The sequence below is a fragment of the Acidovorax sp. NB1 genome, from assembly GCF_005405905.1.
In the GTDB taxonomy this organism is placed as follows: domain Bacteria; phylum Pseudomonadota; class Gammaproteobacteria; order Burkholderiales; family Burkholderiaceae_C; genus Acidovorax.
Genome location: NZ_BJHU01000009.1, coordinates 1 through 23,089, shown reverse-complemented (window position 1 = coordinate 23,089; position 23,089 = coordinate 1). Strand labels below are relative to the sequence as shown.

General features: G+C 66.9%; 17 protein-coding genes and 2 pseudogenes. 9 read left to right on the top strand and 10 right to left on the bottom strand.

Annotated elements, in window-relative coordinates:
• Positions 1 to 55: 55 nt before the first annotated feature.
• From AvAM_RS03530 to AvAM_RS03520, 3 genes are read right to left on the bottom strand one after another with little or no spacing between them, the layout of a single operon-like run.
• Positions 56 to 1,855, bottom strand: a complete 1,800-nt coding sequence (locus AvAM_RS03530) for a feruloyl-CoA synthase (RefSeq protein WP_137745789.1) — start codon at positions 1,853 to 1,855, stop codon at positions 56 to 58.
• A 45-nt stretch (positions 1,856 to 1,900) separates the two neighbouring features.
• Positions 1,901 to 2,842, bottom strand: a complete 942-nt coding sequence (locus AvAM_RS03525) for a 3-hydroxyacyl-CoA dehydrogenase NAD-binding domain-containing protein (RefSeq protein ID WP_137745788.1) — start codon at positions 2,840 to 2,842, stop codon at positions 1,901 to 1,903.
• A 20-nt stretch (positions 2,843 to 2,862) separates the two neighbouring features.
• The gene (locus AvAM_RS03520) at positions 2,863 to 3,855 is read right to left on the bottom strand and encodes a Bug family tripartite tricarboxylate transporter substrate binding protein (protein ID WP_137745940.1); all 993 of its coding nucleotides are present in this window, start codon (positions 3,853 to 3,855) and stop codon (positions 2,863 to 2,865) included.
• 282 nt (positions 3,856 to 4,137) lie between these two features.
• On the opposite strand from AvAM_RS03520, the gene AvAM_RS03515 reads away from it, so the two are divergent.
• Positions 4,138 to 4,830 (top strand): Crp/Fnr family transcriptional regulator, encoded by a 693-nt coding sequence (locus AvAM_RS03515; RefSeq protein ID WP_137745787.1) that lies wholly within the window; start codon positions 4,138 to 4,140, stop codon positions 4,828 to 4,830.
• A 37-nt stretch (positions 4,831 to 4,867) separates the two neighbouring features.
• Here the strand turns inward: AvAM_RS03515 and AvAM_RS03510 are convergent, their stop codons facing one another.
• From AvAM_RS03510 to AvAM_RS03495, 4 genes are read right to left on the bottom strand one after another with little or no spacing between them, the layout of a single operon-like run.
• Positions 4,868 to 5,674, bottom strand: a complete 807-nt coding sequence (locus AvAM_RS03510) for an alpha/beta fold hydrolase (protein ID WP_137745786.1) — start codon at positions 5,672 to 5,674, stop codon at positions 4,868 to 4,870.
• Positions 5,671 to 7,227, bottom strand: coding sequence for a benzoate-CoA ligase family protein (locus AvAM_RS03505; protein WP_137745785.1), 1,557 nt, complete (start codon positions 7,225 to 7,227; stop codon positions 5,671 to 5,673). Before AvAM_RS03505 ends, AvAM_RS03510 begins: the two co-directional genes overlap by 4 nt.
• Positions 7,228 to 7,278: 51 nt before the next feature.
• Positions 7,279 to 8,841, bottom strand: a complete 1,563-nt coding sequence (locus tag AvAM_RS03500; RefSeq protein ID WP_137745784.1) for a 3,4-dehydroadipyl-CoA semialdehyde dehydrogenase — start codon at positions 8,839 to 8,841, stop codon at positions 7,279 to 7,281.
• Between the two features lie 51 nt (positions 8,842 to 8,892).
• Positions 8,893 to 9,360 carry a DUF4863 family protein gene (locus tag AvAM_RS03495; protein WP_137745783.1) on the bottom strand — a complete coding sequence of 156 codons (468 nt, stop codon included), beginning with the start codon at positions 9,358 to 9,360 and terminating at the stop codon, positions 8,893 to 8,895.
• Between the two features lie 200 nt (positions 9,361 to 9,560).
• On the opposite strand from AvAM_RS03495, the gene AvAM_RS03490 reads away from it, so the two are divergent.
• From AvAM_RS03490 to AvAM_RS03455, 8 genes are all read left to right on the top strand, one after another.
• Positions 9,561 to 10,490, top strand: coding sequence for a helix-turn-helix transcriptional regulator (locus AvAM_RS03490; protein ID WP_137745782.1), 930 nt, complete (start codon positions 9,561 to 9,563; stop codon positions 10,488 to 10,490).
• A 202-nt stretch (positions 10,491 to 10,692) separates the two neighbouring features.
• Positions 10,693 to 12,363: a 2,3-epoxybenzoyl-CoA dihydrolase gene (boxC, locus tag AvAM_RS03485; RefSeq protein ID WP_137745781.1), complete on the top strand. Its 1,671-nt coding sequence runs from the start codon at positions 10,693 to 10,695 to the stop codon at positions 12,361 to 12,363.
• Between the two features lie 48 nt (positions 12,364 to 12,411).
• A complete protein-coding gene (boxB, locus tag AvAM_RS03480) occupies positions 12,412 to 13,839 on the top strand; it encodes a benzoyl-CoA 2,3-epoxidase subunit BoxB (RefSeq protein WP_137745780.1) in 1,428 nt (475 codons plus the stop codon).
• Positions 13,840 to 13,893: 54 nt separating this feature from the next.
• A complete protein-coding gene (gene boxA, locus AvAM_RS03475; RefSeq protein ID WP_137745779.1) occupies positions 13,894 to 15,165 on the top strand; it encodes a benzoyl-CoA 2,3-epoxidase subunit BoxA in 1,272 nt (423 codons plus the stop codon).
• Between the two features lie 307 nt (positions 15,166 to 15,472).
• Positions 15,473 to 16,264 carry a DUF3348 family protein gene (locus tag AvAM_RS03470; protein ID WP_137745778.1) on the top strand — a complete coding sequence of 264 codons (792 nt, stop codon included), beginning with the start codon at positions 15,473 to 15,475 and terminating at the stop codon, positions 16,262 to 16,264.
• Positions 16,261 to 18,963, top strand: coding sequence for a DUF802 domain-containing protein (locus AvAM_RS03465; protein ID WP_137745777.1), 2,703 nt, complete (start codon positions 16,261 to 16,263; stop codon positions 18,961 to 18,963). Before AvAM_RS03470 ends, AvAM_RS03465 begins: the two co-directional genes overlap by 4 nt.
• Complete coding sequence (locus AvAM_RS03460) at positions 18,960 to 19,619, top strand: OmpA family protein (RefSeq protein ID WP_137745776.1); 660 nt, start codon at positions 18,960 to 18,962, stop codon at positions 19,617 to 19,619. The genes AvAM_RS03465 and AvAM_RS03460 overlap by 4 nt, the downstream gene beginning before the upstream one ends.
• Complete coding sequence (locus tag AvAM_RS03455) at positions 19,612 to 20,238, top strand: DUF2894 domain-containing protein (protein WP_137745775.1); 627 nt, start codon at positions 19,612 to 19,614, stop codon at positions 20,236 to 20,238. The genes AvAM_RS03460 and AvAM_RS03455 overlap by 8 nt, the downstream gene beginning before the upstream one ends.
• Positions 20,239 to 20,272: 34 nt before the next feature.
• Here AvAM_RS03455 and AvAM_RS03450 read toward each other — a convergent pair whose 3' ends face one another.
• The 3 genes and pseudogenes from AvAM_RS03450 to AvAM_RS03440 form a co-directional block, all read right to left on the bottom strand.
• Positions 20,273 to 22,306 (bottom strand): UvrD-helicase domain-containing protein, encoded by a 2,034-nt coding sequence (locus AvAM_RS03450; RefSeq protein ID WP_137745774.1) that lies wholly within the window; start codon positions 22,304 to 22,306, stop codon positions 20,273 to 20,275.
• A gap of 221 nt (positions 22,307 to 22,527) precedes the next feature.
• Positions 22,528 to 22,755 (bottom strand): annotated as a pseudogene (locus tag AvAM_RS03445) (LysR family transcriptional regulator); the annotation flags it as partial.
• A gap of 28 nt (positions 22,756 to 22,783) precedes the next feature.
• A pseudogene (locus AvAM_RS03440) lies at positions 22,784 to 22,909 on the bottom strand (IS3 family transposase); the annotation flags it as partial.
• Between the last annotated feature and the right edge of the window lie 180 nt (positions 22,910 to 23,089).

Below are 23,089 nucleotides of genomic sequence, written 5' to 3'. Positions count from 1 at the left end.
TGCGTGCATGGGGCCATCAGCCCCATGCACACACCCCGCCCCTCGCCCCGGGCGATCAGCCGGTAATCACTCCCGCAGCAGCGGGTTCGGCGTAGAGCGCAGCCACCGCTGCTGCGCGGCGTGACAGCACAGCCCCCTGATTGATATAGCCCTTGTCGGTGATCTCACCCGCATCGGCATCGGGCGGCTCCCGCATCACCAGCGCCCGCGTGGGGCATTGTGAAGACCCCGCGCCTGCATTGCGCCGCGCACGCATGAGTGCGCGCAAGGCCTCTTCCAACCTGGATCCATCGGCCATACCCGCTGCCGACGGAAACACCAGCATCCCGACCTCGTCCCGGTTGTGGCCCGTGAGCACGATGTCCTGCACCAGCGGCGCAAGCTGCGAAACCAGCTCCACCCGCAGCGTGCCCACCGACACCCAGCTGCCGCTGGACAGCTTGAAATCCTCGGCCACACGCCCGTTGAACACCACACCCCGCTCGGGTCGCTCGGCGTCGGCCAGATAGCCTGCGTCGCCAATGCGGTAGAAGCCCTCGCTGTCGAAGGCGGCGGCTGTCTCGCTGGGCGCGTGGCGGTAGCCCGCAAACACCGAAACGCCTTTGACCCGCATCTCCAGCTTGCCGCCATTGGGCACCAGCTTGAGTTCCACCCCCGGCAGTGGCGCCCCGATGCAGCCCGCGCCTTCCAGGCGCCAGTGGGCGGTGGTCACGGCGGGGGCGGTCTCGGTTGCGCCCCACGAGGTGGTCAGCCACAGCGGCTTTGCGGGGCGCACCCGGTGGGCCAGCGCCTCCAGCCGCTGCCAGGTGGAGGGGGCCAGCGCGGCTGCCGCATAAAAGGCCAGGCGCACCCGCGCCAGCACCTGCGCTGCCAGGGCGTCATCGGCCTCCAGGAACGGCAGCAGCATGTCGAAACCCCGGGGCACATTGAAAAGCATGGTGGGCTGCACGTCGCGCAGGTTTCGCACGGTTTTTTCGATCATTCCCGGCACCGGCCGGCCTTCGTCGATGTACAGCGTGCCGCCATGGCACAGCACCATGTGCAGGTTGTGGTTGCCGCCAAACGTGTGACTCCAGGGCAGCCAATCGACCAGCACCGGCTTTTCATGGGCCAGAAAGCGCCAGGTCTGGGCCATCATCTGCTGGTTGGCGCACAGCATGCGGTGCGTGTTGATGACCACCTTGGGCCGCCCCGTGGAGCCGGAGGTCAGCAAGTACTTGGCATGGCCATCGGCCTCCAGCGCTTCAAACGCCTCGCGCACGGCAGGCGTCTCCTGCCCGCGCTGCAATTGCTCAAACGCCAGCGCGCCTGCACAGCTGTCGGCATGGCGGCTGAAGACTTTCACCACCTCGCCGCGATAGCCCGCCAGGGCGGGCGCGTAGACGCGTGCATCGGAGGCATAGACCAGGCTGGGCCCCAGCACCGCCAGCATGCTGTGCAGGCGGCTGGGGTCCTGAGAGCGTGCATAGGCACTGGACATGGAACAAGGCGTGATGCCCACGTGCATGGCCGCCAGCATGAGCACCGCGTGGTCCACCGCGTTGTCGGACAGGATGGCAATGGGACGCCCGGCAGGCAGCTTCAGGTCCAGCAGCGACTGGGCTACCGCACCCACGTCACGGCGCAGTTGTGCGTAGCTCAGGCCCCGCCATTGCTCACCACCTGCATCGCGCTCGGCCAGGGCCAACGTGTCAGGGGTCTCGCGGGCCCAGCGCTCCAGCCACTCGCCCACGCAGCGGGCATAGGGGCGCAGGGCCTCGGGCGAGCGCAGCGTGAACGAGCCATCATCAAAAGACATGCGCAGCGTGCGCGGTGGCGCAATCTGGTCTTCATCGTCAAGAAATACGGGGTGCATGGTGTTTGTTGTCTCGCAGATTTTTTTGTGGGGCGGCAGAGCTGGTCACTCCAGCGCGCCCGATGCTTGTTTGGCGCGCAGCAGGTCGATCAGCAGTGCATCGCGCGCACGGGCCAGCTCCCCCGCCCGCCGCGCGCCCAGCGCCTGCGCCACGCCCTCGGTCACCCGGTGCCGCAGGGCCGCATCCATGGACGGTGCGCCCAGATCGCGCCACCAGTCCTCGATGGGCCCGCCCAGATGGGCCAGCAAGTGTTCAATGCCGCCTTCACCGCCGGAGAGGTGCAGGTTCATGAACGGCCCCATCAGCGCCCACCGCAGGCCAGGGCCCTGGGCAATGGCGGTGTCAATGTCGCTGACGCTGGCCACCCCTTCGTTCACCAGATGAAAGGCTTCGCGCCAGAGCGCGGCCTGCAGGCGGTTGGCGATGTGCCCCTTGATCTCCCGCCTTACATGAATGGGGCGCTTGCCAATGTGGGTGTAGAACGCCATCGCCTGCGCCACGGCCTCGGGCGCGGTGCGCTGGCCGCCGCCCACTTCCACCAGCGGGATCAGGTGCGGCGGGTTGAATGGGTGGCCCAGCACCACCCGCTCAGGCCGCGTGCAGGCCTGCTGTATGTCGGTGATGGCCAGGCCCGATGTGCTGGACGCCAGGATGGCATGCGCCGGAGCGGCTGCATCCATGCGGCGAAACAGATCCACCTTGAAGTCCAGTCGCTCGGGGCCGCTCTCCTGCACGAAGTCGGCCTGCGCCAGCGCGTCCTCCAGCCGGTCATGCCAGCGCAGGCGATCCAGGTGGGCACCGTCCGCCAACCCCTGGCGCGACAAAGCCTCCCAGTGCGCTGCCACGGCAGTGCGCAGGCGCTCCTGCGCGCCCGGTGACGGGTCCCAGGCATCCACGTCCAGTCCCCGCGCCAGAAAATAGGCAGCCCAGCTCGCGCCAATGACACCGGTGGCCACCACGGCCACGCGCTTCACGGTCTGATCCATGCGACGGATTCCTTGAAAAGTCAGGACTCGGCCGTGAAACCGACCTTCTTGACGAGCGGGCCCCAGCGCTCAAACTCGGCCTGCTGGGATGCCTGCATCTCGCCAGGCGTTGAGCCCTTGGCGATGAGTCCCACGACAGCCAGGCTGTCGATGACGGCCTTTTCCTTGATGGCAACGTTGATGGTCGCATTGGCGGCCGCCACCACGGCAGCGGGCGTGCGGGCCGGGGCGTAGAAGCCAAACCATTCCTCGGTCGTGAGTTCCGGAAAACCCTGCTCGGCAAACGTGGGTACCTCGGGCGAGAACGGGGACCGCGCCTGGCCCGACGTTGCAATCAGCCGCAGTTTGCCGGCCTTGTGGTTGGGGATGAAGTCACCGCTGGGCGTGACCATGGAGGCAATCTGGCCGCCCACCACATCCGTCACGCCGGGGATGGAGCCCCGGTAAGGCACATGCTTGAGATCCACCCCGTTGTTGAGCCCCAGCAGGGCGCCAATGAAGTGTGGCGTGGAGCCTGCTGCGGGGGACCCATAGTTGGCCTGCCCCGGGTTGGCCTTGGCCCAGGCCAGGAAATCCTTCACCGTCTTGACCGACGCAGGCACCAGCGGCCCCACGGCCAGCCCGTGGTGCATCACCGCAGCAATCGACACCGGCACAAAGTCCTTCACGGGGTCGTAGCTCAGCTTGCTGTAGATGTGGGGGTAGATCGATGTGCAAGAGAACGGCGAGAGCGTGAGCACCGTGCCGTCCGCAGGGGCCCCCTTGAGCGACTCCAGCGCAATGCGCCCGCCCGCACCAGGCTTGTTCTCGACCACTGCGGCGTTGCGAGTGTAGGCCGACCCTGCCAGCTTCTCGCCCACCCGGCGCGCCACGCTGTCGCCCGCACTGCCTGCCGGAAAGCCGTAGAAGACCTTGACCTGCTCCAGCGCCTGGGCCTGGGCAGCCAGGGGCGACAAGGCAGTCAGCGCTGCGGCGCTGCCCAGTTGGTTCATGAAGTGGCGGCGTGTGTACATCATCCTGTGTCTCCTGCTGGTTTGTTGGTCGTGGTGATGAAAAGAGGTGCGCGGCTCAGGTGTGAACCAACGCGGTGGTGGTGGCTGATAGACCACACCCCCAAGCGGGGAACGTGTTGTCTCTGACTTTGCGTTGGGTCATCACGGTGCCTGGCGGAAAATGCTAATGCTGCAGATTATTTTTTCCCGGCCCGGTCCACTCAGTCATCCCGACGACATTTGGACTCAGGGTATACGTGGGTCGGTTTTTGAACGGCGCAGCACACAGGAGAACGCTTCACCATGTTGGTCAAACTGGCTCCCCCTACCATGGCCGATCTGCTGGCAGCATCGGCCTGGTTTCCGCTGCTGGACAGCGGCGCGCAGGCGCGTGTGCGCGACGAGCTGCGCGAGGTGGATATCCCCCAGGGGGGCGCACTGTGCAGAACTGGCGACACGCCCGTGCACTGGTACGGCGCCATCGAAGGCCTGCTCAAGTGGACCGTAACCTCGGGCGATGGCCGCTCGGTCACGCTGGGCGGGCTGTCGGCAGGCAGCTGGTTTGGCGAAGGCACGCTGCTGCGCGGCAGCCCGCGCACGGCAGACATCATTGCGCTGCGCCCCAGCCGGGTTGCGCTGATGCCCGTGGAGACCTTTGAATGGCTGCACGCTACGGAGCGCAGCTTCGACCACTTTCTGCTGCGCCAGATCAACGAGCGCATGCACTGGTTCCTGGGCAACTTCACAGCCCACCACCTGCTCGACACCGACAGCCAGGTAGCGCGGGCGCTGGCGGGCCTGTTCCACCCCTGGCTGCACCCGGGCAGCGACACGCACCTGCAAGTCTCGCAAGAGGAAATCGCCAACCTCTCGGGGGTGTCGCGCCAGCGCTGCAACGCTGCGTTGAAACGCCTGCAGGCAGCCGGCCTGCTGGAGATCGAATACGGCGGCATCACGGTCACCAACCTGGAGGGGCTGCGCCTTCGGGTGGAGTAGCCGTGCCGCTATAACGGCCTGCCGTGGGGAATGCGCTTCACTGATCGCAGGCCGCAATGAAGGCCACGGTGGCTGCGATCACGGCCTCTGGCTGATCGCGGTGCGGCGAATGCGCGCAGGCGGGCAGCTCCAGCAGCTGGGTGCCCGGCACCTGCTGTGCAATGCCGCGAATCTGCGCCAGCGTGCCGTATTCGTCGTCCAGCCCCTGGATGGCCAGCGCCGGCGCGCGGATGGCGGCGATCTCGGCCTCGATGTTCCAGGTGCGGAAGGCGGGGTCCAGCCAGATGCGGTTCCAGCCCCAGAAGGCCGAGTCGGGGTCGCCGTGGTAGCGACCCAGCTTGTGCGCCAGATCGGTGTGCAGGTAGGCATCCTTCGCACGCTCGATGTTCTCCACCGTCACGTCTTCCACAAAGAGATGCGGGGCCAGCACCACCAGGCCCCGCGCGCGTTCTGGGAACCGCGCAGCGAACAGCAGCGCGATGGACGCGCCGTCGCTGTGGCCGAACAGCCAGGGGGCACCCTGCACGCCCAGGGCATCCAGAAAGGCTGGCACCACCTCGTGCGCCTGCTGATGCATGAAGTCCACGCCCCACACCTCGTCCGCCGCGCGCGGGGAGGACTGGCCATATCCGGGGCGCGAGAAGACCAGCCCCCGGAATCCCCCCGCCTCGCACAGCCGCTGCGGAAAATCCTTCCACATGGCGACCGACCCCAGGCCTTCATGCAGGAACACCACCAGCGGCGCCGCTGCGCGCTCGGGCGCGATCCATGTGTACTCCACCTCCACGGTGCGCTGCCGCCATGCGACGGAGACCTTGCGCGGGGCACCGGCCACGGCTGTCATGGCTGCTGCCCCTGTTCGCGCTCGCGCAGCCGAAAGCGCTGGATCTTGCCCGTTGCGGTCTTGGGCAGCTCGGGCACAAACGCGATGAGGCGTGGGTATTTGTAGGGGGCCAGGCGCTCTTTCACAAAGGCCTTGAGGTCTTCTGGCGTGGCGGCCTGTCCGTCCTTGAGCACCACAAAAGCCTTGGTCTTGGTCAGGCCATCGGCGTCCTGCGTGCCGATCACGGCGGCCTCCAGCACGGCGGGGTGCTGCATCAGCGTGGCCTCCACCTCGAACGGCGAGACGTAGATGCCACTGACCTTGAGCATGTCGTCGCTGCGCCCGGCGTAGGTGTAGTAACCCTCCGCATCGCGCACATACTTGTCGCCGCTCTTGGTCCATGCGCCCTGGAAAGTTTCGCGCGTCTTCTCGCGGTTGTTCCAGTACAGCAGCGCGGCGCTGGGGCCCTGGATGTACAGGTCGCCAATCTCGCCATCCGGCACCTCGCGCCCGTCTTCACCGCGCAGCGAGACCTCGTACCCTGGCACGGGCTTGCCGGTGGTGCCGTAGCGCACATCTCCCGGGCGGTTGGACAGGAAGATGTGCAGCATCTCGGTGGAGCCAATGCCGTCAACGATGTCGCAGCCAAAGTGGGCCTCGAAGCGCTGAGCGATCTCTGCGGGCAGGGCCTCCCCCGCCGACGAGCACATGCGCAGCGACACCGCGCTGCGCGGCGGCAGGCGGGGAGAGGCCAGCATGCCGGCAAAACCGGTGGGCGCCCCGAAGAACACCGTAGGCTGGTGCCGCGTCCAGCGCTCGAAGGTGGCGTCGGGCGTGGGGCGTTCGGCCATCAGCACCACCGTGGCCCCCACCGACAACGGGAAGGTGAGGCTGTTGCCCAGGCCGTAGGCAAAGTAGAGCTTGGCGGCCGAGAAGCACCTGTCCTGCTCCGTGAGGCCCAGCACCGGCTTGCCATACAGCTCGGCCGTCCACCACAGGTTGCCGTGGGTGTGGACCGTGCCTTTGGGTTTGCCTGTAGAGCCCGATGAATAGAGCCAGAAACCGGGCGCATCAGGCCCCGTGGCAGCAGGCGCCGCAAGGGGTGTCGCAGCGGCGATGGCGGCTCGCAGGTCCAGCGCCCCATCGGGCAGCGGCCCCTGCGGCTGCGACACCAGCTGCAGGGCCACCTCGTGCGGCTGCCGATCCATCGCCTCGTTGAGCACCGGCAGCAGAGCCCCCGACACCAGCACGGCCTGCGCGCGGCAGTGCGAGAGCATGTAGGCATAGTCTTCCGGCTTGAGCAAGGTGTTGACGGCCACGGGCAACACCCCGGCGTACAGGCAGCCCAGAAAGGCCACGGGCCAGTCGCAGGTGTCGAGCATCAGCAGCAGCACGCGCTCCTCGCGCCGCACACCAGCCCCCACCAGCACCGCAGCCAGGCGGCGCGCGCGGTCTTCCAGCGCGCTGTAGCTCAGGGTTTCGTGGTCGTCAATGTAGGCAATGCGGTCGCCGCGCGCGCGGTTCAGCGCAAACAGGTGCTCCGCAAAGTTGAAATGCTCCGGCAGGCTGGTCATGGGGATGTCTCCGTGGTTCTTGTAGGGAAAGGGCCTGCGCAAAAAAAAGTGCTACGCCAGATCGTGCAAACCCAGCGCCGCCAGCACCGCAGGGCTGGCCTGCACGGCGCTGCGCTGGTGGTAGAAGTCCAGCGCACGCAGCCCGCCCAGCTCGGCACCACCACCCGCGCGGCCCGGGCCGCCATGCTGCGACATGGGCATTACATTGCCGTGGCCACTGTGGGCCTGCGCCACGTCGGGCGTCACCACATGCACGCGGCCGTGGCTGGCAGCCACCGCCAGCGCGGTGCGCGCCAGTGCAGCCTCGTCACTGCCATACAGCGAGGTCACCAGCGAGCCCTGGCCGCGCTGTGCCAGCGCAATGGCATGCGCGCTGTCACGGTAGGGCAGCAGCGTGGCCACGGGGCCAAAAACCTCCACATCGTGCACCGGCTGTGCTGCGTCGGCGTCGCGCGCGCCCAGCAGCACCGGGCCGATGCAGGCGGCCACGGAAGGGTCAGCATCCACCAGCGGTCGATCGCGCCCGTCGTGCAGCACGGTGGCGTGGGCCTGCAGCGTGGCCAGGCCTTCGCGCACCGAAGCCAGCTGGGCCCGGCTGACCAGCGAGCCCATGCGCACGCTGTCGTTGCGCGGGTTTCCCACCGTGATGCCTGCGAGCTTGGCGCCAATGGCTTCTGCCGCCGCGTCGTACACCTCGGTGGGCACCAGAATGCGTCGGATCGCCGTGCACTTCTGACCGGACTTCACGGTCATCTCGCGCACCACTTCGCGCACCAGCAGGTTGAAAGCCTCGCTGCCCGGGGCCTCGCCCGGCAGCAGCAGGGCGGAGTTGAGGCTGTCGGCCTCGATGCCGCAGCGCACCGACCGGTGGGTGATGGCGGGGTGCGCGCGGATGATGCCCGCCGTCTCGGCCGAGCCGGTGAACGACACCACATCGAACGGCTGAAGCGAATCCAGAAGACCCGCAGAACTTCCGGCGATGACCGACAGCGCGCCCACAGGCAGCACGCCCGCCTCCACCACGTCGCACACCATGCGCTGGGTGAGCCAGGCCGTGGCCGTGGCTGGCTTAACAATGACGGGCATACCCGAGAGCAGGGCCGGTGCGGCCTTCTCCCACAGCCCCCAGGCCGGGAAGTTGAACGCATTGATGAACAGCGCCACACCCTGCCGGGGCACCTGCAGGTGCTGCGACTGGAACACAGGCTCCTTGCCCAGCTTCACCGCGCCTCCGTCGCGCAGGGCACGCACGTCGCCCAGAGCATCACCCCATTTGGCGTATTGGCCCAGCGTGAAGATGGCGCCGTCGATATCCACGGCCGAGTCGTTCTTGACCGTGCCAGCATTGGCCGTGGCGATCTCGTAGTAGCTGTCGCGGTGGGTCTGCAGCACCTTCATCACGGCCGCCAGCATGGCGGCACGCTCGCGGTAAGTGGCCGCACGCAAGGCCGCGCCACCGGTGTCGCGCGCAAACGCAAATGCCTCGGCCAAATCCAGCCCCGCCGCATCCACCCGCACCAGCGCCGTGCCCAGCACCGGGTCCCACAACTCAGCGCCCGGCCCGGTTCCATGTTGCCAACGCCCTGCGGCGAAATTGGGGAGCAGTTCAGTCATGCGGGGCTTTCTTCAATAAGGGAAAAAGGAGTGGCCAGGCCGCTGTGGCGCCTACCGGGTGAAGTGGATCTGCCCCTCGGGCAGGAGGTAGAGCACGAGGGCCCGGCCCTGCGCCACCGTGGGATGGTGGGCACTGCCGGGCGGGTAGACGCACCAGCCGGCAGGGTGGCCATCAAAAGTTGCGCCCTGCGTGAGTGGCATGATCAGATCGATCTCGCCACCCGGGTGGCTGTGGTGCGGGCCCGCCAGGTCCTGCATGTCCACCACATCCACCGAGAAACGGTGCAAGGCGTCCTCGGGCTTGAACACCCGGCCGTAGCGAATGCCACCGCCCTCGCGCTCGCACAACCAGCCTTCGCGCACCCCCACCACGCAGGCCTCCATGAGGCACTGGTACAGATCGCTCTCAGGGCCATGGGCCTGGTTGAGCCAGTCCGCCAGCGCCGCGTCCAGCGGTCGTCCGGCAATCTGCTCCGTCAACGTGGCAAGGGTCTGGTGAAATACGGCTTTGGTGGACATGGGCGTCTCAGGTGAAGGCGTCAGGGGCAAAAGCGCAAAGGCAATGGGTTGATCCATGTCCTTGCGCCACCCCAAAACATGCAGTATGTTGCGTCACATGAACAATAATTGCTGATCACACCAACGTCAAGCACTATAGTGCATATTCGGTATATTCCCTGAGCAGACGCCAGGGCGGCAATGGGCGCACGAGGATGGGTATGAACGAACAAGAAGAGGCAGGGATGGGTTTGCCAGCGACGACCACAACCGTGGCCGAGGAGCCCAAGAACCCCGTGCTGGTGGCGCTGGGGGAGCGGGTGCGCAACCTGCGCGCGCAGCGGGGGTTGACCCGCAAAGCCGTGGCTGTGGCAGCCGACGTATCGGAGCGGCACCTGGCCAACCTGGAGTACGGCACGGGCAATGCGTCCATCCTGGTGCTGCAGCAGGTGGCGGGCGCCTTGCACTGCTCGCTGGCGGAACTGACCGGCGATTTCACGACAGGCTCGCCCGAATGGCTGCTGATCCGCGAACTGCTGGAGCACCGCAGCGAGCCCGAGCTGCGCCGCGTGCGCCTGGCCCTGCATGAGCTGCTGAGCGGCGGCGGCAATGACACGGCCCGGCATGGGCGCATTGCCCTGGTCGGCCTGCGGGGTGCTGGCAAGTCCACCCTGGGCCCCCTGCTGGCGCGTGCGCTCGATGTGCCTTTTATCGAATTGAGCCGCGAGATCGAAAGCCTGGCAGGCTGCAGCGTGCGCGAGATCCACGACCTGTATGGCACCACGGCCTATCGCCGCTATGAGCGCAGGGCACTGGAGGAAACCATCCAGATCCACAGCGAGGTCGTGATCGCCACACCGGGTGGCATTGTGTCAGACCCGGCCACCTTCAACGAACTGCTGGCGCACTGCACCACCGTCTGGCTGCGCGCCGCACCTGAAGAACACATGGGTCGCGTGGTAGCCCAGGGCGACATGCGCCCCATGGCTGCCAGCAAGGAAGCCATGGACGACCTCAAGCGCATCCTGGACGGGCGCGCCGCCTTCTATTCCAAGGCCGACATCACCATCGACACCTCCGGGCAGACACCCGAACAAAGCCTGGCCGCCCTGCATGCAGGCGTACACAAGACCATGGCCCGGGCGGCCTGAGCCCTCTAGCCCCCCCCCAACCCCACGGTACGCAGCCCCAGCAAGGGGCTCGACCCTGCGTACCAGCGCCACCCCTCTCTGCACGCCCTCCTGACGGGTCACAGCACAAACATGCATTGACTTGCCTGTTGATATGCATCATGATGCACATCAACAGGCAAAGCATGCATTATTTTGCACAAACCCATTCCAAGGAGACGCCATGACCCTGACCGTGCAGCCCCCGTCCCGTGTGGACTACCGCACCGACCCCACGCAGTACCGCCACTGGAAGCTGGCGGTGGACGGCACGGTCGCCCGCCTGTCGCTCGACATTGCCGAAGACGGCGGTATCCGCCCCGGCTACAAGCTCAAGCTCAACAGCTATGACCTGGGTGTGGACATCGAGCTGCACGACGCACTCAACCGCATCCGCTTCGAGCACCCCACGGTGCGCACTGTCATCGTCACCAGTGCCAAGGACCGCATCTTTTGCTCGGGTGCCAACATCTTCATGCTGGGTGTCTCCAGCCACGCATGGAAGGTGAATTTCTGCAAGTTCACCAACGAGACGCGCAACGGTATCGAGGATTCGTCCAAACACTCGGGCCTGAAGTTCGTGGCCGCCGTGAATGGCGCATGCGCAGGCGGCGGCTACGAGCTGGCCCTGGCCTGCGACGAGATCGTGCTGGTGGACGACCGCTCGTCCGCCGTGTCGCTGCCCGAAGTGCCTCTCTTGGGCGTTCTGCCCGGCACCGGCGGTCTGACCCGCGTAACCGACAAGCGCCATGTACGCCACGACCTGGCCGACATCTTCTGCACGAGCGTGGAAGGCGTGCGCGGCCAGCGTGCGCTGGACTGGCGCCTGGTGGACCGCATTGCCAAGCCTGCACAGTTCGCGGCCGCCGTGAGTGAGACCGCTGCACGCCTGGCCGAAGGCAGCCACCGCCCCGCCAACGCCCAGGGCGTAGCCCTGACCCGGGTGGAGCGCGAGGAAACGGCCGATGGCCTGCGCTACGCGCATGTGAGCGTGGACATCGACCGTACCCGCCGCACAGCCACCATCACGGTGAAGGCGCCCACCGGCGCCCAACCCACGGACATCGCCGGTATCGAGGCCGCAGGGGCCGCCTGGTGGCCCCTGGCCCTGGCGCGCCAGCTGGACGATGCCATCCTGAACCTGCGCACCAATGAACTCGACATCGGCACCTGGCTGCTCAAGACCGAAGGCGACGCACAGGCGGTGCTGGCCAGTGATTCCACGCTGATAGCGCACCAAGGCCACTGGCTGGTGCGCGAGACCATCGGCGCGCTGCGCCGTACCTTCGCGCGGCTCGATGTGTCGTCACGCAGCCTGTTCGCGCTGGTGGAACCCGGCTCGGCCTTTGCGGGCTCGCTGGCCGAGCTGGCCTTTGCGGCCGACCGCACCTACATGCTGGCCCTGCCCGACGATGCCGAACGCGCGCCCAAGCTCACGCTCAACGAGTTCAACTTCGGCCTGCTGCCGCTGGTGAACGACCAGAGCCGCCTGCAGCGCCGCTTCTATGAAGAAACTGCCCCCTTGGAGGCGGCCCGCTCCGCCGCTGGCAAGCCGCTGGATGCGGATGCCGCTCTGGCCCTGGGCCTGGTCACCGCCGCACCCGACGACATCGACTGGGACGACGAAATCCGCATCGCCATCGAGGAACGCGCCGCCATGTCGCCCGACTCGCTCACCGGGCTGGAAGCCAACCTGCGCTTTGCCAGCAAGGAAAACATGAACACGCGCATCTTCGGCCGCCTGACCGCCTGGCAGAACTGGATCTTCAACCGCCCCAACGCCGTGGGCGACAAGGGCGCGCTCAAGGTCTACGGTACGGGCCAGAAAGCGGGCTTTGACCTGAACAGAGTCTGAACCACACCATCGTCCGAAACGCCAGAACACGACAAGGAGCACGCGACCATGAGCACCATCAACTACAGCGAGAAGATCCCCAACAACGTCAACCTGAGCGAAGACCGCACGCTGCAGCGTGCGCTCGAAGGCTGGCAACCCAACTTCATCAACTGGTGGGACGACGTGGGCCCCGAAGGCTCGACCAACCATGAGGTCTACCTGCGCACTGCGGTGAGCGTGGACCCGAACGGCTGGGCCCAGTTCGGCCACGTAAAGATGCGCGACTACCGCTGGGGCATCTTTTTGAACCCCGGTGACGCCAACCGCGAGATCCACTTCGGCGACCACAAGGGCGAGAAGGCCTGGCAGGACGTGCCCGGCGAACACCGCGCCAACCTGCGCCGCATCATCGTGACCCAGGGCGATACCGAGCCCGCCTCGGTCGAGCAGCAGCGCCACCTGGGCCTCACGGCGCCCAGCATGTACGACCTGCGCAACCTCTTCCAGATCAACGTGGAAGAAGGCCGCCACCTCTGGGCCATGGTCTACCTGCTGCACAAGCACTTCGGCCGCGACGGCCGCGAGGAGGCCGAGGCCCTGCTGCAGCGTACCTCCGGCGACCAGGACAACCCCCGCATCCTGGGCGCCTTCAACGAGAAGACGCCCGACTGGCTGGCGTTCTTCATGTTCACCTACTTCACCGACCGCGACGGTAAATTCCAGCTCTCGGCGCTGGCCGAAAGCGCGTTCGACCCGCTGGCACGCACCACCAAGTTCATGCTGACTGAGGAAGCCCACCACATGTTTGTGGGCGAGAGCGGTGTCTCGCGTGTGCTCTCGCGCACCGCGCAGGTGATGAACGACCTCAAGACCGACGACCCGGCCAAGGTGCGCGCGGCAGGCGCCATCGACCTTGGGACCATCCAGCGCTACCTGAACTTCCACTACAGCGTGACCATCGACCTGTTCGGCGCCGACCAGTCGAGCAACGCAGCCACCTTCTACAGCTCGGGCCTCAAAGGCCGCTACGAAGAGGGCAAGAGGGTTGACGACCACATCCTCAAGGGCCAGACCTACAAGGTGCTGGAAGTGGTGAACGGCCAGTTGCAGGAGAAAGATGTGCCCATGCTCAATGCCTTGAACGAGGTGCTGCGCGACGACTTCATCAAGGACTCCATGGCCGGTGTGGGACGCTGGAACAAGGTGCTGGAAAAAGCGGGCATCCCCACGCGCCTGTCGGTGCCCCACAAGGCCTTCAACCGCCAGATCGGCGCCCTCGCGGGCATCAAGATGTCGCCCGATGGCCGCGTGGTGAGCGAGGCGGAATGGACGGCCCGCAAGGCCGAATGGCTGCCCACACCAGAAGACTTCGCCTTTGTGGCGTCGCTGATGGGGCGCGTGGTCGAGCCCGGCAAGTTTGCGGGCTGGATCGCGCCGCCGGTCATGGGCATCAACCGCCAACCCGTGGACTTTGAATACGTACGTTTCGGTTGATCACAAGCAACCGCCCCCTGCGCCCGCAGGCCAGGGGGACATCTGGAGAACCCCATGGACCAGGCCGTCGCACACTCGGTGATCAAGCAGCACCTGATCGACCCCGAAATCTGCATCCGCTGCAATACCTGTGAAGCCACCTGCCCGGTGGGCGCCATCACCCACGACGACAACAACTATGTGGTCCGGGCGGATGTGTGCAACGCCTGCATGGCCTGTATCTCGCCCTGCCCCACAGGATCCATCGACAACTGGCGCACCATGCCCCTGGCACGCGCGTACACGATCGAGGAACAGCTCACCTGGGAAGAGCTGCCGCCCGAACTATCGCAAGAGGATCTTGCTACCGAGGGCGCAGTCCCTTCGGCCGAAGGGACCGAGGCGCCATCGCCCTCCATCCCCTCCGGGGAGCCTGGCACGCAGGTGTTCCGATCTGCGCAGTACGGTGCCACCCTGCCGCCCTGGTCGGCCGCGCATCCCTATACCAACCTGTTCCCGCCCAAAAGCCCCACCACGGCCACGGTGGTTGGCAACTTCAACTGCACCGAGGCGGGCTTCGAGAGCGAGACCCACCACGTGGTGCTGGACTTCGGCAGCATGCCGTTCCCGGTGCTAGAGGGACAGTCCATCGGCATCATCCCGCCGGGCACTGACGCAATGGGCAAGGCGCACCACGCGCGCCAGTACTCGATTGCGAGCCCGCGCAACGGCGAGCGGCCCGGGTACAACAACCTGGCCCTGACGGTGAAACGCGTGACGCAGGACTATGACGGCCTTCCCGTGCAGGGAATCGCCTCCAACTACATTTGCGACCTGAAAGTGGGCGACAGGGTGCAGGTGGTGGGGCCGTTTGGCAGCTCCTTCCTCATGCCCAACCACCCGCGCTCGCACATCGTGATGATCTGCACCGGCACCGGCAGCGCCCCCATGCGTGCGATGACCGAATGGCGCCGGCGCTTGCGCAGCAGCGGGAAGTTCGAGGGCGGCAAGCTCATGCTGTTCTTTGGCGCACGCACGCAGCAAGAACTGCCCTACTTCGGCCCCTTGCAAAACCTGCCCAAGGATTTCATTGACATCAACCTTGCGTTCTCGCGCACGGCCGGGCAGCCCCGGCGCTATGTGCAGGACCTGATGCGCGAACGCGCCGCCGACCTGGCAGCGCTGCTGCGTGACGGCAACAGCCATTTCTACGTGTGCGGCCTGAAAAGCATGGAAGAAGGTGTGGTGATGGCCCTGCGCGACATTGCCAGCGAGGCCGGGCTGGACTGGGACACCGTGGGCGCCACCCTCCAGCGCGAAGGCCGTCTGCACCTGGAAACCTACTGAATCCCGGCATATCGACGGGGCTGGCCACCACACCGGCGCCCCGTTCCATCCCGGGACGCAACACACCCCACACTGGGTGCGGGGCGCTTCCTGCGGCCCGTCGCACCAACCAGGTTGCACGGCATTTTCCTCCCGCCGAGGGGGTTCGGGACATGTAACACCTGCAACGCCCTCCCGGCCCGGGCGGGCCCGTTCGGCGTTCCTGCGAAAATAGCGGGCTTTGCCCACTGGGGACCCGTTCCCTGATGCACCCGCGCCCGGAGCGATCCGGGGGCGCAGTGCCAGCACAGTGAATGGCCCCCACGGGATGTATCTGCACCACCGACTCAACAGCTCGCGCCTTGTTGTCCTGCTCCAGCAATGGGCGCGGGAGGACGGTGCGCGGACTGCGCCTGCGCCCCAGCAGGACGTGGCACAGACGCTGAGCCAATGGCTGGGCACGGTCGATGCCGTGCAGCTCAGCCGGGCGCTGCATGCCATCGAATCCTTGCAAGAAACGACAGGGCGCGCGGGGGCAGCGCCGGGGCCCGCCATGGACCTGGCTGCGCTGGACCGTTTTGTCCAGAAGGCCCAGGTTGACCTGTCCACACTGCTCACAGCCCCGGCGGCTACACCCAAGCCCTTGCGCGCGCGGGCCGACAACACGCCCGTGGAGATGCCCGATCCCGAGGCCGATGCAGACTTTGCAGCCCATGGCCCCCGCTACCTGGACCGGCAAAAGCAGATGGACACGCGGCTGATGGCCCTGCGGGCCCAAGTGCGCCACGCCGTCGCCAAGGGCAACCCCGCCCTGCGGCAGCTGGCTGCACTGGACGCCGTCATGGAACAGATGCTGGGCGCGCGCGAGCAGCGGCTGTGGGCATCGCTGCCCGGCCACCTGGAGCGGCGCCTGGCCTACCGCCACCAGATGCACCAGCAGGCGCTGCAAGCCCGGGGCCAGGCCGACGAACCGCCCCGCTGGCGCCAGCCTGGCGGCTGGCTGTGGGCGTTTGAACAGGACATGCATGCGCTGCTGCTTGCCGAGATGCAAGTGCGGATGCTACCGATCACGGGGCTGCTGGAAGCAGCCCACAACGAGAAAACAGGACAACAGGAATGAACAAGAGTGTGATGCCCTCCATCTTTGCCGTGGGCCTTGCGGCCGTGGGCTGGGTGGGCTGGGGCTTCGTCGGAAGCAGCCCCCTGGCGCTGGCCATGACGGCGGTGATTGGCGCGGTCTACGTGCTGGGGGCTTATGAATTGCGGCAATTCCGCGCTGCCACCCAGTCATTGACCAGTGCACTGGCCACCGGCTCTGCACAGTCCGCGCCGCTGCCAGACCTGAACGACTGGCTGGGCCGCCTGGCGCCGGCACTGCGCCACCCCGTGCGCCAGCGCATCGAAGGCGAACGCGTGGCACTGCCGGGCCCGGCCCTCACGCCCTACCTGGTGGGTCTGCTGGTCATGCTGGGCATGCTGGGCACCTTTCTCGGCATGGTGATCACCTTCAGCGGCACCATGTCTGCGCTGGAGACCTCGTCGAGCCTGGAGTCGATCCGGGCCGCGTTGTCGGCCCCCATCAAGGGGCTGGGCCTGTCGTTCGGCACCTCGGTGGCCGGCGTGGCCGCATCGGCCATGCTGGGCCTGTTGTCGGCGTTGAGTCGCCGCGAGCGGCTCTCGGCCGTGCGCCTGCTGGACGCGCAGATCCCCACCCTGTTCCGCCCCTTCTCGCCCGCCCACCGGCGCGACGAAATGCTGCACGCCCTGCAGACACAGGCCCAGGCCATGCCCCTGATCGCAGAGCGCCTGCAGACCCTGATGGAGGGGCTGGAGCGGCGCAGCGAGCAGCTGGGCAACCAGCTGCTGGCGCAGCAACAAGGGTTTCACCAAGAAGCGGCCACCGCCTACACCCAGCTGGCCAGCACCGTGGGCACCTCGCTGCAAGACAGTCTGAGCGCCAGCGCGCGCCAGGCCGGAGAAGCCATCCGCCCCGTGGTCGAGCAGGCCATGGCGACCCTGGCCCAGGAAGCACAGCGCTCGCACGAACGCCTGCGCGCCACCACCGATGCGCAGATGCAGGCGCTGTCGGGCCAGTGGGAGGGCACGGCACGCCAGGTGGCCGACACCTGGACCACCGCCCTGCAAAGCCAGGGCCAGGCCCAGTCCACCCTGGTCACCCAGCTCGACCAGGCACTGCAGACCGTGACCCAGGCGTTTGACCAGCGCTCCACCACCCTGCTGGCATCGCTGCAGGCGTCGGCCGCGCAATCGCAGCAGGCCCAGGCCGCCGCCGATGCACAGCGCCTGGAAGGCTGGCGCGACAGCCTGAACGGCATGGCCCAATCTCTCGCCGCCGAATGGCAGCAGGCAAGCGCCCAGACAGTGGCGCAGCAGCAGGGCGTGGGCCGTGCGCTGGAGAGCGCGGCGGCACAGATCGACCACACCCTGCAAAGCGCCACCCAGGCGTTTGACCAGCGCTCTGGCGCCTTGCTGGCCGCCCTGCAGGACACCGTGGCGCAATCGCACACGGCCCAACTGGCCGCCGATCAGCAGCGCGTGGAAAACTGGAGCAGCACCATGGAAGGCCTGGCCAGCACCCTCAGCGCCGAATGGCAGCGTGTGGGGGCGCAGACTGTGGCGCAGCAGCAGGCGGCCTGCCAGGCACTGGAAAGCACAGCCACACAGATCGGGCACACCCTGCACAGCGCCAGCGAGGCACTGGACCAGCGCTCCAGCGCCTGGCTGAATGCCCTGAACGAGACGGTGGCCCAATCGCACACCACCCAGCTCGCCACCGACCAGCAGCGCCTGGAGGCCTGGAGCCGCTCCATGGACGGCATGGCCAGCGCCCTCACGGCCGAATGGCAGCGCGTGGGTGAGCAGGCCGTGACACAGCAGCAGGGCGTGTGCCAGGCGCTGGAGGCCACCGCCACGCAGGTCACAGAACGCATGACCGAGCAGGTGGAGCGCACCCTGGGCAGCACGGCAGCGCTGATGGAGCAGTCAGACGCACTGCTGCGCACCCGCCTTGCCACCGAGGCCCAGTGGGTGCAGACCCAGGGCCAGCGCATGGACGAACTCACCGGCGTGTGGCGCACCGAGCTGCAGGCCCTGCGCGATGCCGAGGCCCAGCGCGGCCAGGCCGCCGTGGAGCGCCTGGACACGCTGCAGGCGGCCGTGGCCCAGCACCTGGCCACGCTCGGGTCGGCACTGGAGGCACCGCTCACGCGCCTGCTGCAGACCGCGTCTGACGTGCCGCAGGCAGCGGCCGAAGTCATCACCCAGCTGCGCCAGGAGATGACGCGCCTGAGCGAACGCGACAACACCGCGCTGGCCGAGCGCACCGCCATGCTGGAACAGCTGGGCACCCTGCTGCATGCCGTCAACGATGCCGCCGTGCAGCAACGCGCCGCCATCGATGCCCTGGTCGGTTCGGCCGCCCAGGTGCTGGAACAGGCGGGCGAGCAGTTTGCCCAGGCGCTGGGCGCACAGGCTGGCAAGGTGGACGAGGTGGCCGCCCATGTGGCCGCCAGTGCGGTGGAGTTGTCCAGCCTCGGCGAGGCCTTCGGCCACGGTGTGGGCCTGTTCAGCGCCAGCAATGAAAAGCTGATGGAGGGCCTGCAAACCATCGAGGGCGCGATAAGCCAGTCGATGAACCGCAGCGACGAGCAACTGGCCTACTACGTGGCCCAGGCCCGCGAGGTGATCGACCTGAGCATCAGCGCGCAACAAGGCATTGTGGAAGACCTGCGCAGGTTGCACGGCAACGCAGGCCGATCTGCCAGCCTGGCTGCAACCTCTGAGGGAGCTGCCGCGTGACCGGCCTGGACGACACCCTGGATGACCACGCCGAACCCACCGCCCCCGTGTGGGCGGTGTTTGGCGACCTCATGGCGGGTTTGCTGGGCGCGTTTGTGCTGATCCTGGCCGGGGTGCTGGTGGTGCAGATCGACCTGGTGGCCAGCCTCAAGCAGGAAGTGGAAAAGCGCCAGCAGGAGGAGCAACGCCGCATGGCGCTGGAGAAAGCCCTGGCCATCCCGCTGGCCAGTGGCCGTGTCACGGTGAACAACGGCCGCATCGGCATCAGTGGCAGCGTGCTGTTTGCCACGGGCTCCGACGAGCTGCGCCCCGAAGGCCGCCAGCTGCTCAAGAGCCTGGTGCAGCCCCTGCAGGTGTACCTGCGCGAGCGCGACGAGATGCTGATGGTGAGCGGCTTCACCGACAACACCACACTGCTGCGCGGCCCGCACCAGCGCTTTGCGGACAACCTGGAACTGTCGGCCCAGCGGGCCCTTACCGTGGCCCGCGCCCTCATCGACGAAGGCATGCCTTCGTCGCAGGTGTTTGCCGCCGCTTTTGGCGCCGAACAGCCCGTGGCCGACAACGCCGATGAAAAAGGCCGCGCACAGAACCGGCGCGTGGAAATGGCCCCGGTGCCCAAGGCATCGAACACCTCACCCCGGCGCCATGAGTGAGCTGCCTGGAGAGCCCACGCTCGACGCGTTGCGGGCCCAGGGCGCGCACCACCACGACCCGGCCCGCTTTCACTACCTGGAGGTGCTGGCCCAGCGCCTGCCGGGCCAGCCCGAGGCCGTGCAGCGGGTGCTGGCGCAGCGCCTGCAACAGGCCGTGGCCGCCTACGCCCTGCGGGTGCAGCCCACGCCGCGAGCCGGTGTTAAACCCGGCGCCAAGGCTTGCCTGCAGGCCACTGCGGAATCCCCGCTGACCCGGCTCAACCGCGAGCTGCGGGCCCGGGCATCGGCCGACACCGCTGCCGCCGAGGCGGATCTGCTGCCCCACAGCGGCACCCACTTGCCAGACATGAAAAGCGTGCAGCAGTTTGGTGAGGTCTGGTCCAAGATCTCGGCCGAGCAGCAGGTGGTGCAGGCCCTGCACCGTGGGCCCGAAAACGCAGGGCCGCTTAACGCACACAAGCTCATGCTGCGTACGCTGAGCCTGATGCGCTCGCTGTCGCCCGACTACCTGCGGCGCTTCATGTCACAGGTAGACAGCTTGCTGTGGCTCGACCAGGCGGGCACCCGGGCTGCACCACCTGCCGCCCGGCCCGCGCGCAAGGGGCGCTCCAAGGCCTGAGCCTGCATCTGGCCACCGCCGCCGTCGCAGACGGCTACACTGGCCCCGGGCTCACGGGCCGCGCAGCGCTCTCCAGCAGCCACAGCGCCGTGCGCGCGCGGGTCATGGCCACATACAGCATGTTGCGCTCCCGGTAGGCCTCTGCTTGCGCGGCAGGCCCCGGAAACCGCCCGCGCTCCACAAACGGCACGGCGACAAACATGAACTCGCGCCCCTTGCACGCCTCAACGCTCAGCAGGCGCAGGGTGACCGGCTCCTTGCGTTGGTACATCGCAATGCTGGTGGTCGCCATGAGCGTCAGGCGCCCCAAAAACTCGCTCGCGGGCATGCCCTGTGCCAGCCCCGCCAGTTGCTCCAGGCTGGCCAGGCAGGCCTGTCGCTCTACGCCATGGATGGCGGCATCCTCAAAAATGCGGCGCACGTCGGCATGGCGGAAAAAAGCCCCCGCATCGGCCAGCAGGCCAGGCGGCAGCGCCATGGCCTGGGCGCAGGCATCTGCCAGCGGCGGGGCCTGGCGGTCCAGGGTGCCGTGCACGATGTAGCGCTGCATCTGCGGCGCATTGCCATGCAGGGTTGCCGCGAGTTGCTGGCTTTCGCTGGCACCCGGCCCCAGCGTCCAGCCTGCATCGTCAAACTCGCCCTGGGCCAGCACATCGGGGTCCACGGCATCGGGCCGGGCATTGCGGCGGCTGTAGTGCAACAGCCCCTGGATGCCGGCCGCCACGATCCCGGGGGTCAAGGTCCGCCCAGCGGCACTGTCGCCCTGCAGCGCCCACAGCAGGCACAGCACCAGGGCCACCTCGCGGCGCAGGTAGAAGGCACCCATCCCCTGGCAGCCGTAGTGCACTCCTTCGTGCCCAAACACCCATTCCAGCAGGATGCTGTCCTGCGGATTGCGCAGCACCACGTTGAGCGCGCTGTGCGTGATCCTGTCGGTCTTGGCGGTCTGGACTGCGCGCAAGCCACCCCAGCCCTGGACGATCTGGGCGTGCAACTCCACCAGCTGCTGCGCACACTGCGCATCCGTGTCGTAGCGTTGGTGCACGAACGAGTCTGAATTCTGCGGCGCACACGCAAACTCCACCCCGAACAAGGGGTTGAGGGCTGCGCATATCTCCGCACCGAACCGGCGCGTGGTGTTGATGTGCAGGACTTCCATGCCTGCAGGCAGGCTGTCCCGCAGGTGCTGCAACGCCCCGCCAAACACCGAGAACGCGCCTTCGTGGATGTGCTGGTTGAAGTCGCCCGCACCCACAAACACGCCGTTGTCGCTCTGCACCAGCTTGCGCAGAATCGTGAGAGCACCTTCGTCCAGGTCGTGCAGCTCGTCAAACAGCACAGCGCCATAGCGCCCTTGTAGCGGCTCGCAAGGCTGGTCCCAGCCCAGCAGGTCCAGCTGGCGGCTCAGCTCGAAGCTGCAGTCGCCCTCTGCATAGAAGCGGGGTTCATGGTTCAGGCCCACGCGCATGCGCTCGTACTGGTGCAGCAGGCGGTACAGGCTGTAGTCCAGGTCCTGCGCTGCACAAAAGTCCCGCAAGCTCCCCTCTTCGCCGTCGCGTTGATGGTCCAGCCGCCGCTTCTTGGCCAGGGCCTCGAACGCGAGAAACGCGTCGATGTCCACATCGTGCGCCATCACGGCATCGGCATCCGGGTCCGGGCTGCGCGCCAGCTCCTGGCGCAGCGCCTGCTGGGCCTGCAGGATCAAAAAGCGCCGCTGCACCGGGTCGTCGAGCTTGACCACCGGATCGCCCTGGGCGCGCAACACCTGCTCGCTGAGCTGCTCGATGGTCAGGATCTCCAAGCTTGCAGGCACCGCGCCGTGCAGCTTGAGCAACCGGTCGCGCAGCGCCGTCACCCCCGCGCGGGAATAGGCCAGCACCAGAATGCGCCCCTCGGGGCCCAGGCCTGCCAGCAGCTGGCAGGCCTTCATGCACAGGGTGGTGGTCTTGCCCGTGCCTGCCAGCGCACTGATGACGATGGCCGGTGCGTTGGATTGGAGTACCTGCTGTTGTTCGCCGGTGGGCACGAACCACTGGCTGTTCCAGCTCCTGGCGGGGGGATGTGTCATGTATTCGGGGCCATGTCGCAGACGGGGCGCTATTGTCACCGGCCGGGGCCAGCGGCGCCGTGAACCCGCCGTGCGAGCCTCAGTGCCGCCCGCAGCGCCAAGAATTCAAAGAAAAAACGGCCTTTCCGCTCGACCCATATCAATTATTTGCTACACATTTAATAGCGATCATCAGCAATGGGCATCCATGGGCCCTGCACCGTGCAAACCAGCGCCAGCCGCTACCGCCTGGCCGACAACCACCGCTCCACCAACGGATGCAGCACCTTTTTGTGCGCGCCTATCGCAAAGAAATGCTCCTCCACCCCGTCGCAGGCCCCTACCCGCTTCACGCCATACCGGGCCGTCAGATCGTCGTGCACCAGGCCCGCCATCGGAAACACCCCCATGCCCGCAGCGGCAAAGGTCTTGAGCAAGGCGCTGTCCTCAAACTCGCCCATCACCTGCGGGGGGGGCGGATAAAAACTTGGACTGGTTTTATGCCGCAAGTCCAAGGCTCACCCGGTATTCGATCGGGCTGAGGGCCCCCAGGGAGATCTTGATCGGCTTCTCGTTGTACCAACGGATGTAGTCGTCGAGCACCTCAATGAACTGCTCAACGGTGACGTGTTAGTGCCGATGCAATCTTGACCAGCTAAACCGCAAAGTGCCAATCCAATATTGACCAGGGTGTTCCACTGACCTGCTGAGAATTTCAGCAGGGATTCAAGGTGATCACCATGGACATGATTGGCAAGGTCAGGCGCATGAGGCTGCGCGACCAACTCTCTCTCAGCGAGATCG

Excerpts from the sequence above, each read along its gene's own strand:
- AvAM_RS03465 (WP_137745777.1), top strand. The coding sequence starts at position 16,261 with ATGAACAAGAGTGTGATGCCCTCCATCTTTGCCGTGGGCCTTGCGGCC.
- AvAM_RS03505 (WP_137745785.1), bottom strand. The coding sequence starts at position 7,227 with ATGACCAGCCTGCCGGAGCATTTCAACTTTGCGGAGCACCTGTTTGCG.
- AvAM_RS03490 (WP_137745782.1), top strand. The coding sequence starts at position 9,561 with ATGAACGAACAAGAAGAGGCAGGGATGGGTTTGCCAGCGACGACCACA.
- AvAM_RS03510 (WP_137745786.1), bottom strand. The coding sequence starts at position 5,674 with ATGACAGCCGTGGCCGGTGCCCCGCGCAAGGTCTCCGTCGCATGGCGG.
- AvAM_RS03530 (WP_137745789.1), bottom strand. The coding sequence starts at position 1,855 with ATGCACCCCGTATTTCTTGACGATGAAGACCAGATTGCGCCACCGCGC.
- AvAM_RS03525 (WP_137745788.1), bottom strand. The coding sequence starts at position 2,842 with ATGGATCAGACCGTGAAGCGCGTGGCCGTGGTGGCCACCGGTGTCATT.
- boxC (WP_137745781.1), top strand. The coding sequence starts at position 10,693 with ATGACCCTGACCGTGCAGCCCCCGTCCCGTGTGGACTACCGCACCGAC.
- AvAM_RS03495 (WP_137745783.1), bottom strand. The coding sequence starts at position 9,360 with ATGTCCACCAAAGCCGTATTTCACCAGACCCTTGCCACGTTGACGGAG.
- AvAM_RS03515 (WP_137745787.1), top strand. The coding sequence starts at position 4,138 with ATGTTGGTCAAACTGGCTCCCCCTACCATGGCCGATCTGCTGGCAGCA.
- AvAM_RS03520 (WP_137745940.1), bottom strand. The coding sequence starts at position 3,855 with ATGTACACACGCCGCCACTTCATGAACCAACTGGGCAGCGCCGCAGCG.
- boxA (WP_137745779.1), top strand. The coding sequence starts at position 13,894 with ATGGACCAGGCCGTCGCACACTCGGTGATCAAGCAGCACCTGATCGAC.
- AvAM_RS03500 (WP_137745784.1), bottom strand. The coding sequence starts at position 8,841 with ATGACTGAACTGCTCCCCAATTTCGCCGCAGGGCGTTGGCAACATGGA.
- AvAM_RS03470 (WP_137745778.1), top strand. The coding sequence starts at position 15,473 with ATGTATCTGCACCACCGACTCAACAGCTCGCGCCTTGTTGTCCTGCTC.
- boxB (WP_137745780.1), top strand. The coding sequence starts at position 12,412 with ATGAGCACCATCAACTACAGCGAGAAGATCCCCAACAACGTCAACCTG.
- AvAM_RS03455 (WP_137745775.1), top strand. The coding sequence starts at position 19,612 with ATGAGTGAGCTGCCTGGAGAGCCCACGCTCGACGCGTTGCGGGCCCAG.
- AvAM_RS03450 (WP_137745774.1), bottom strand. The coding sequence starts at position 22,306 with ATGACACATCCCCCCGCCAGGAGCTGGAACAGCCAGTGGTTCGTGCCC.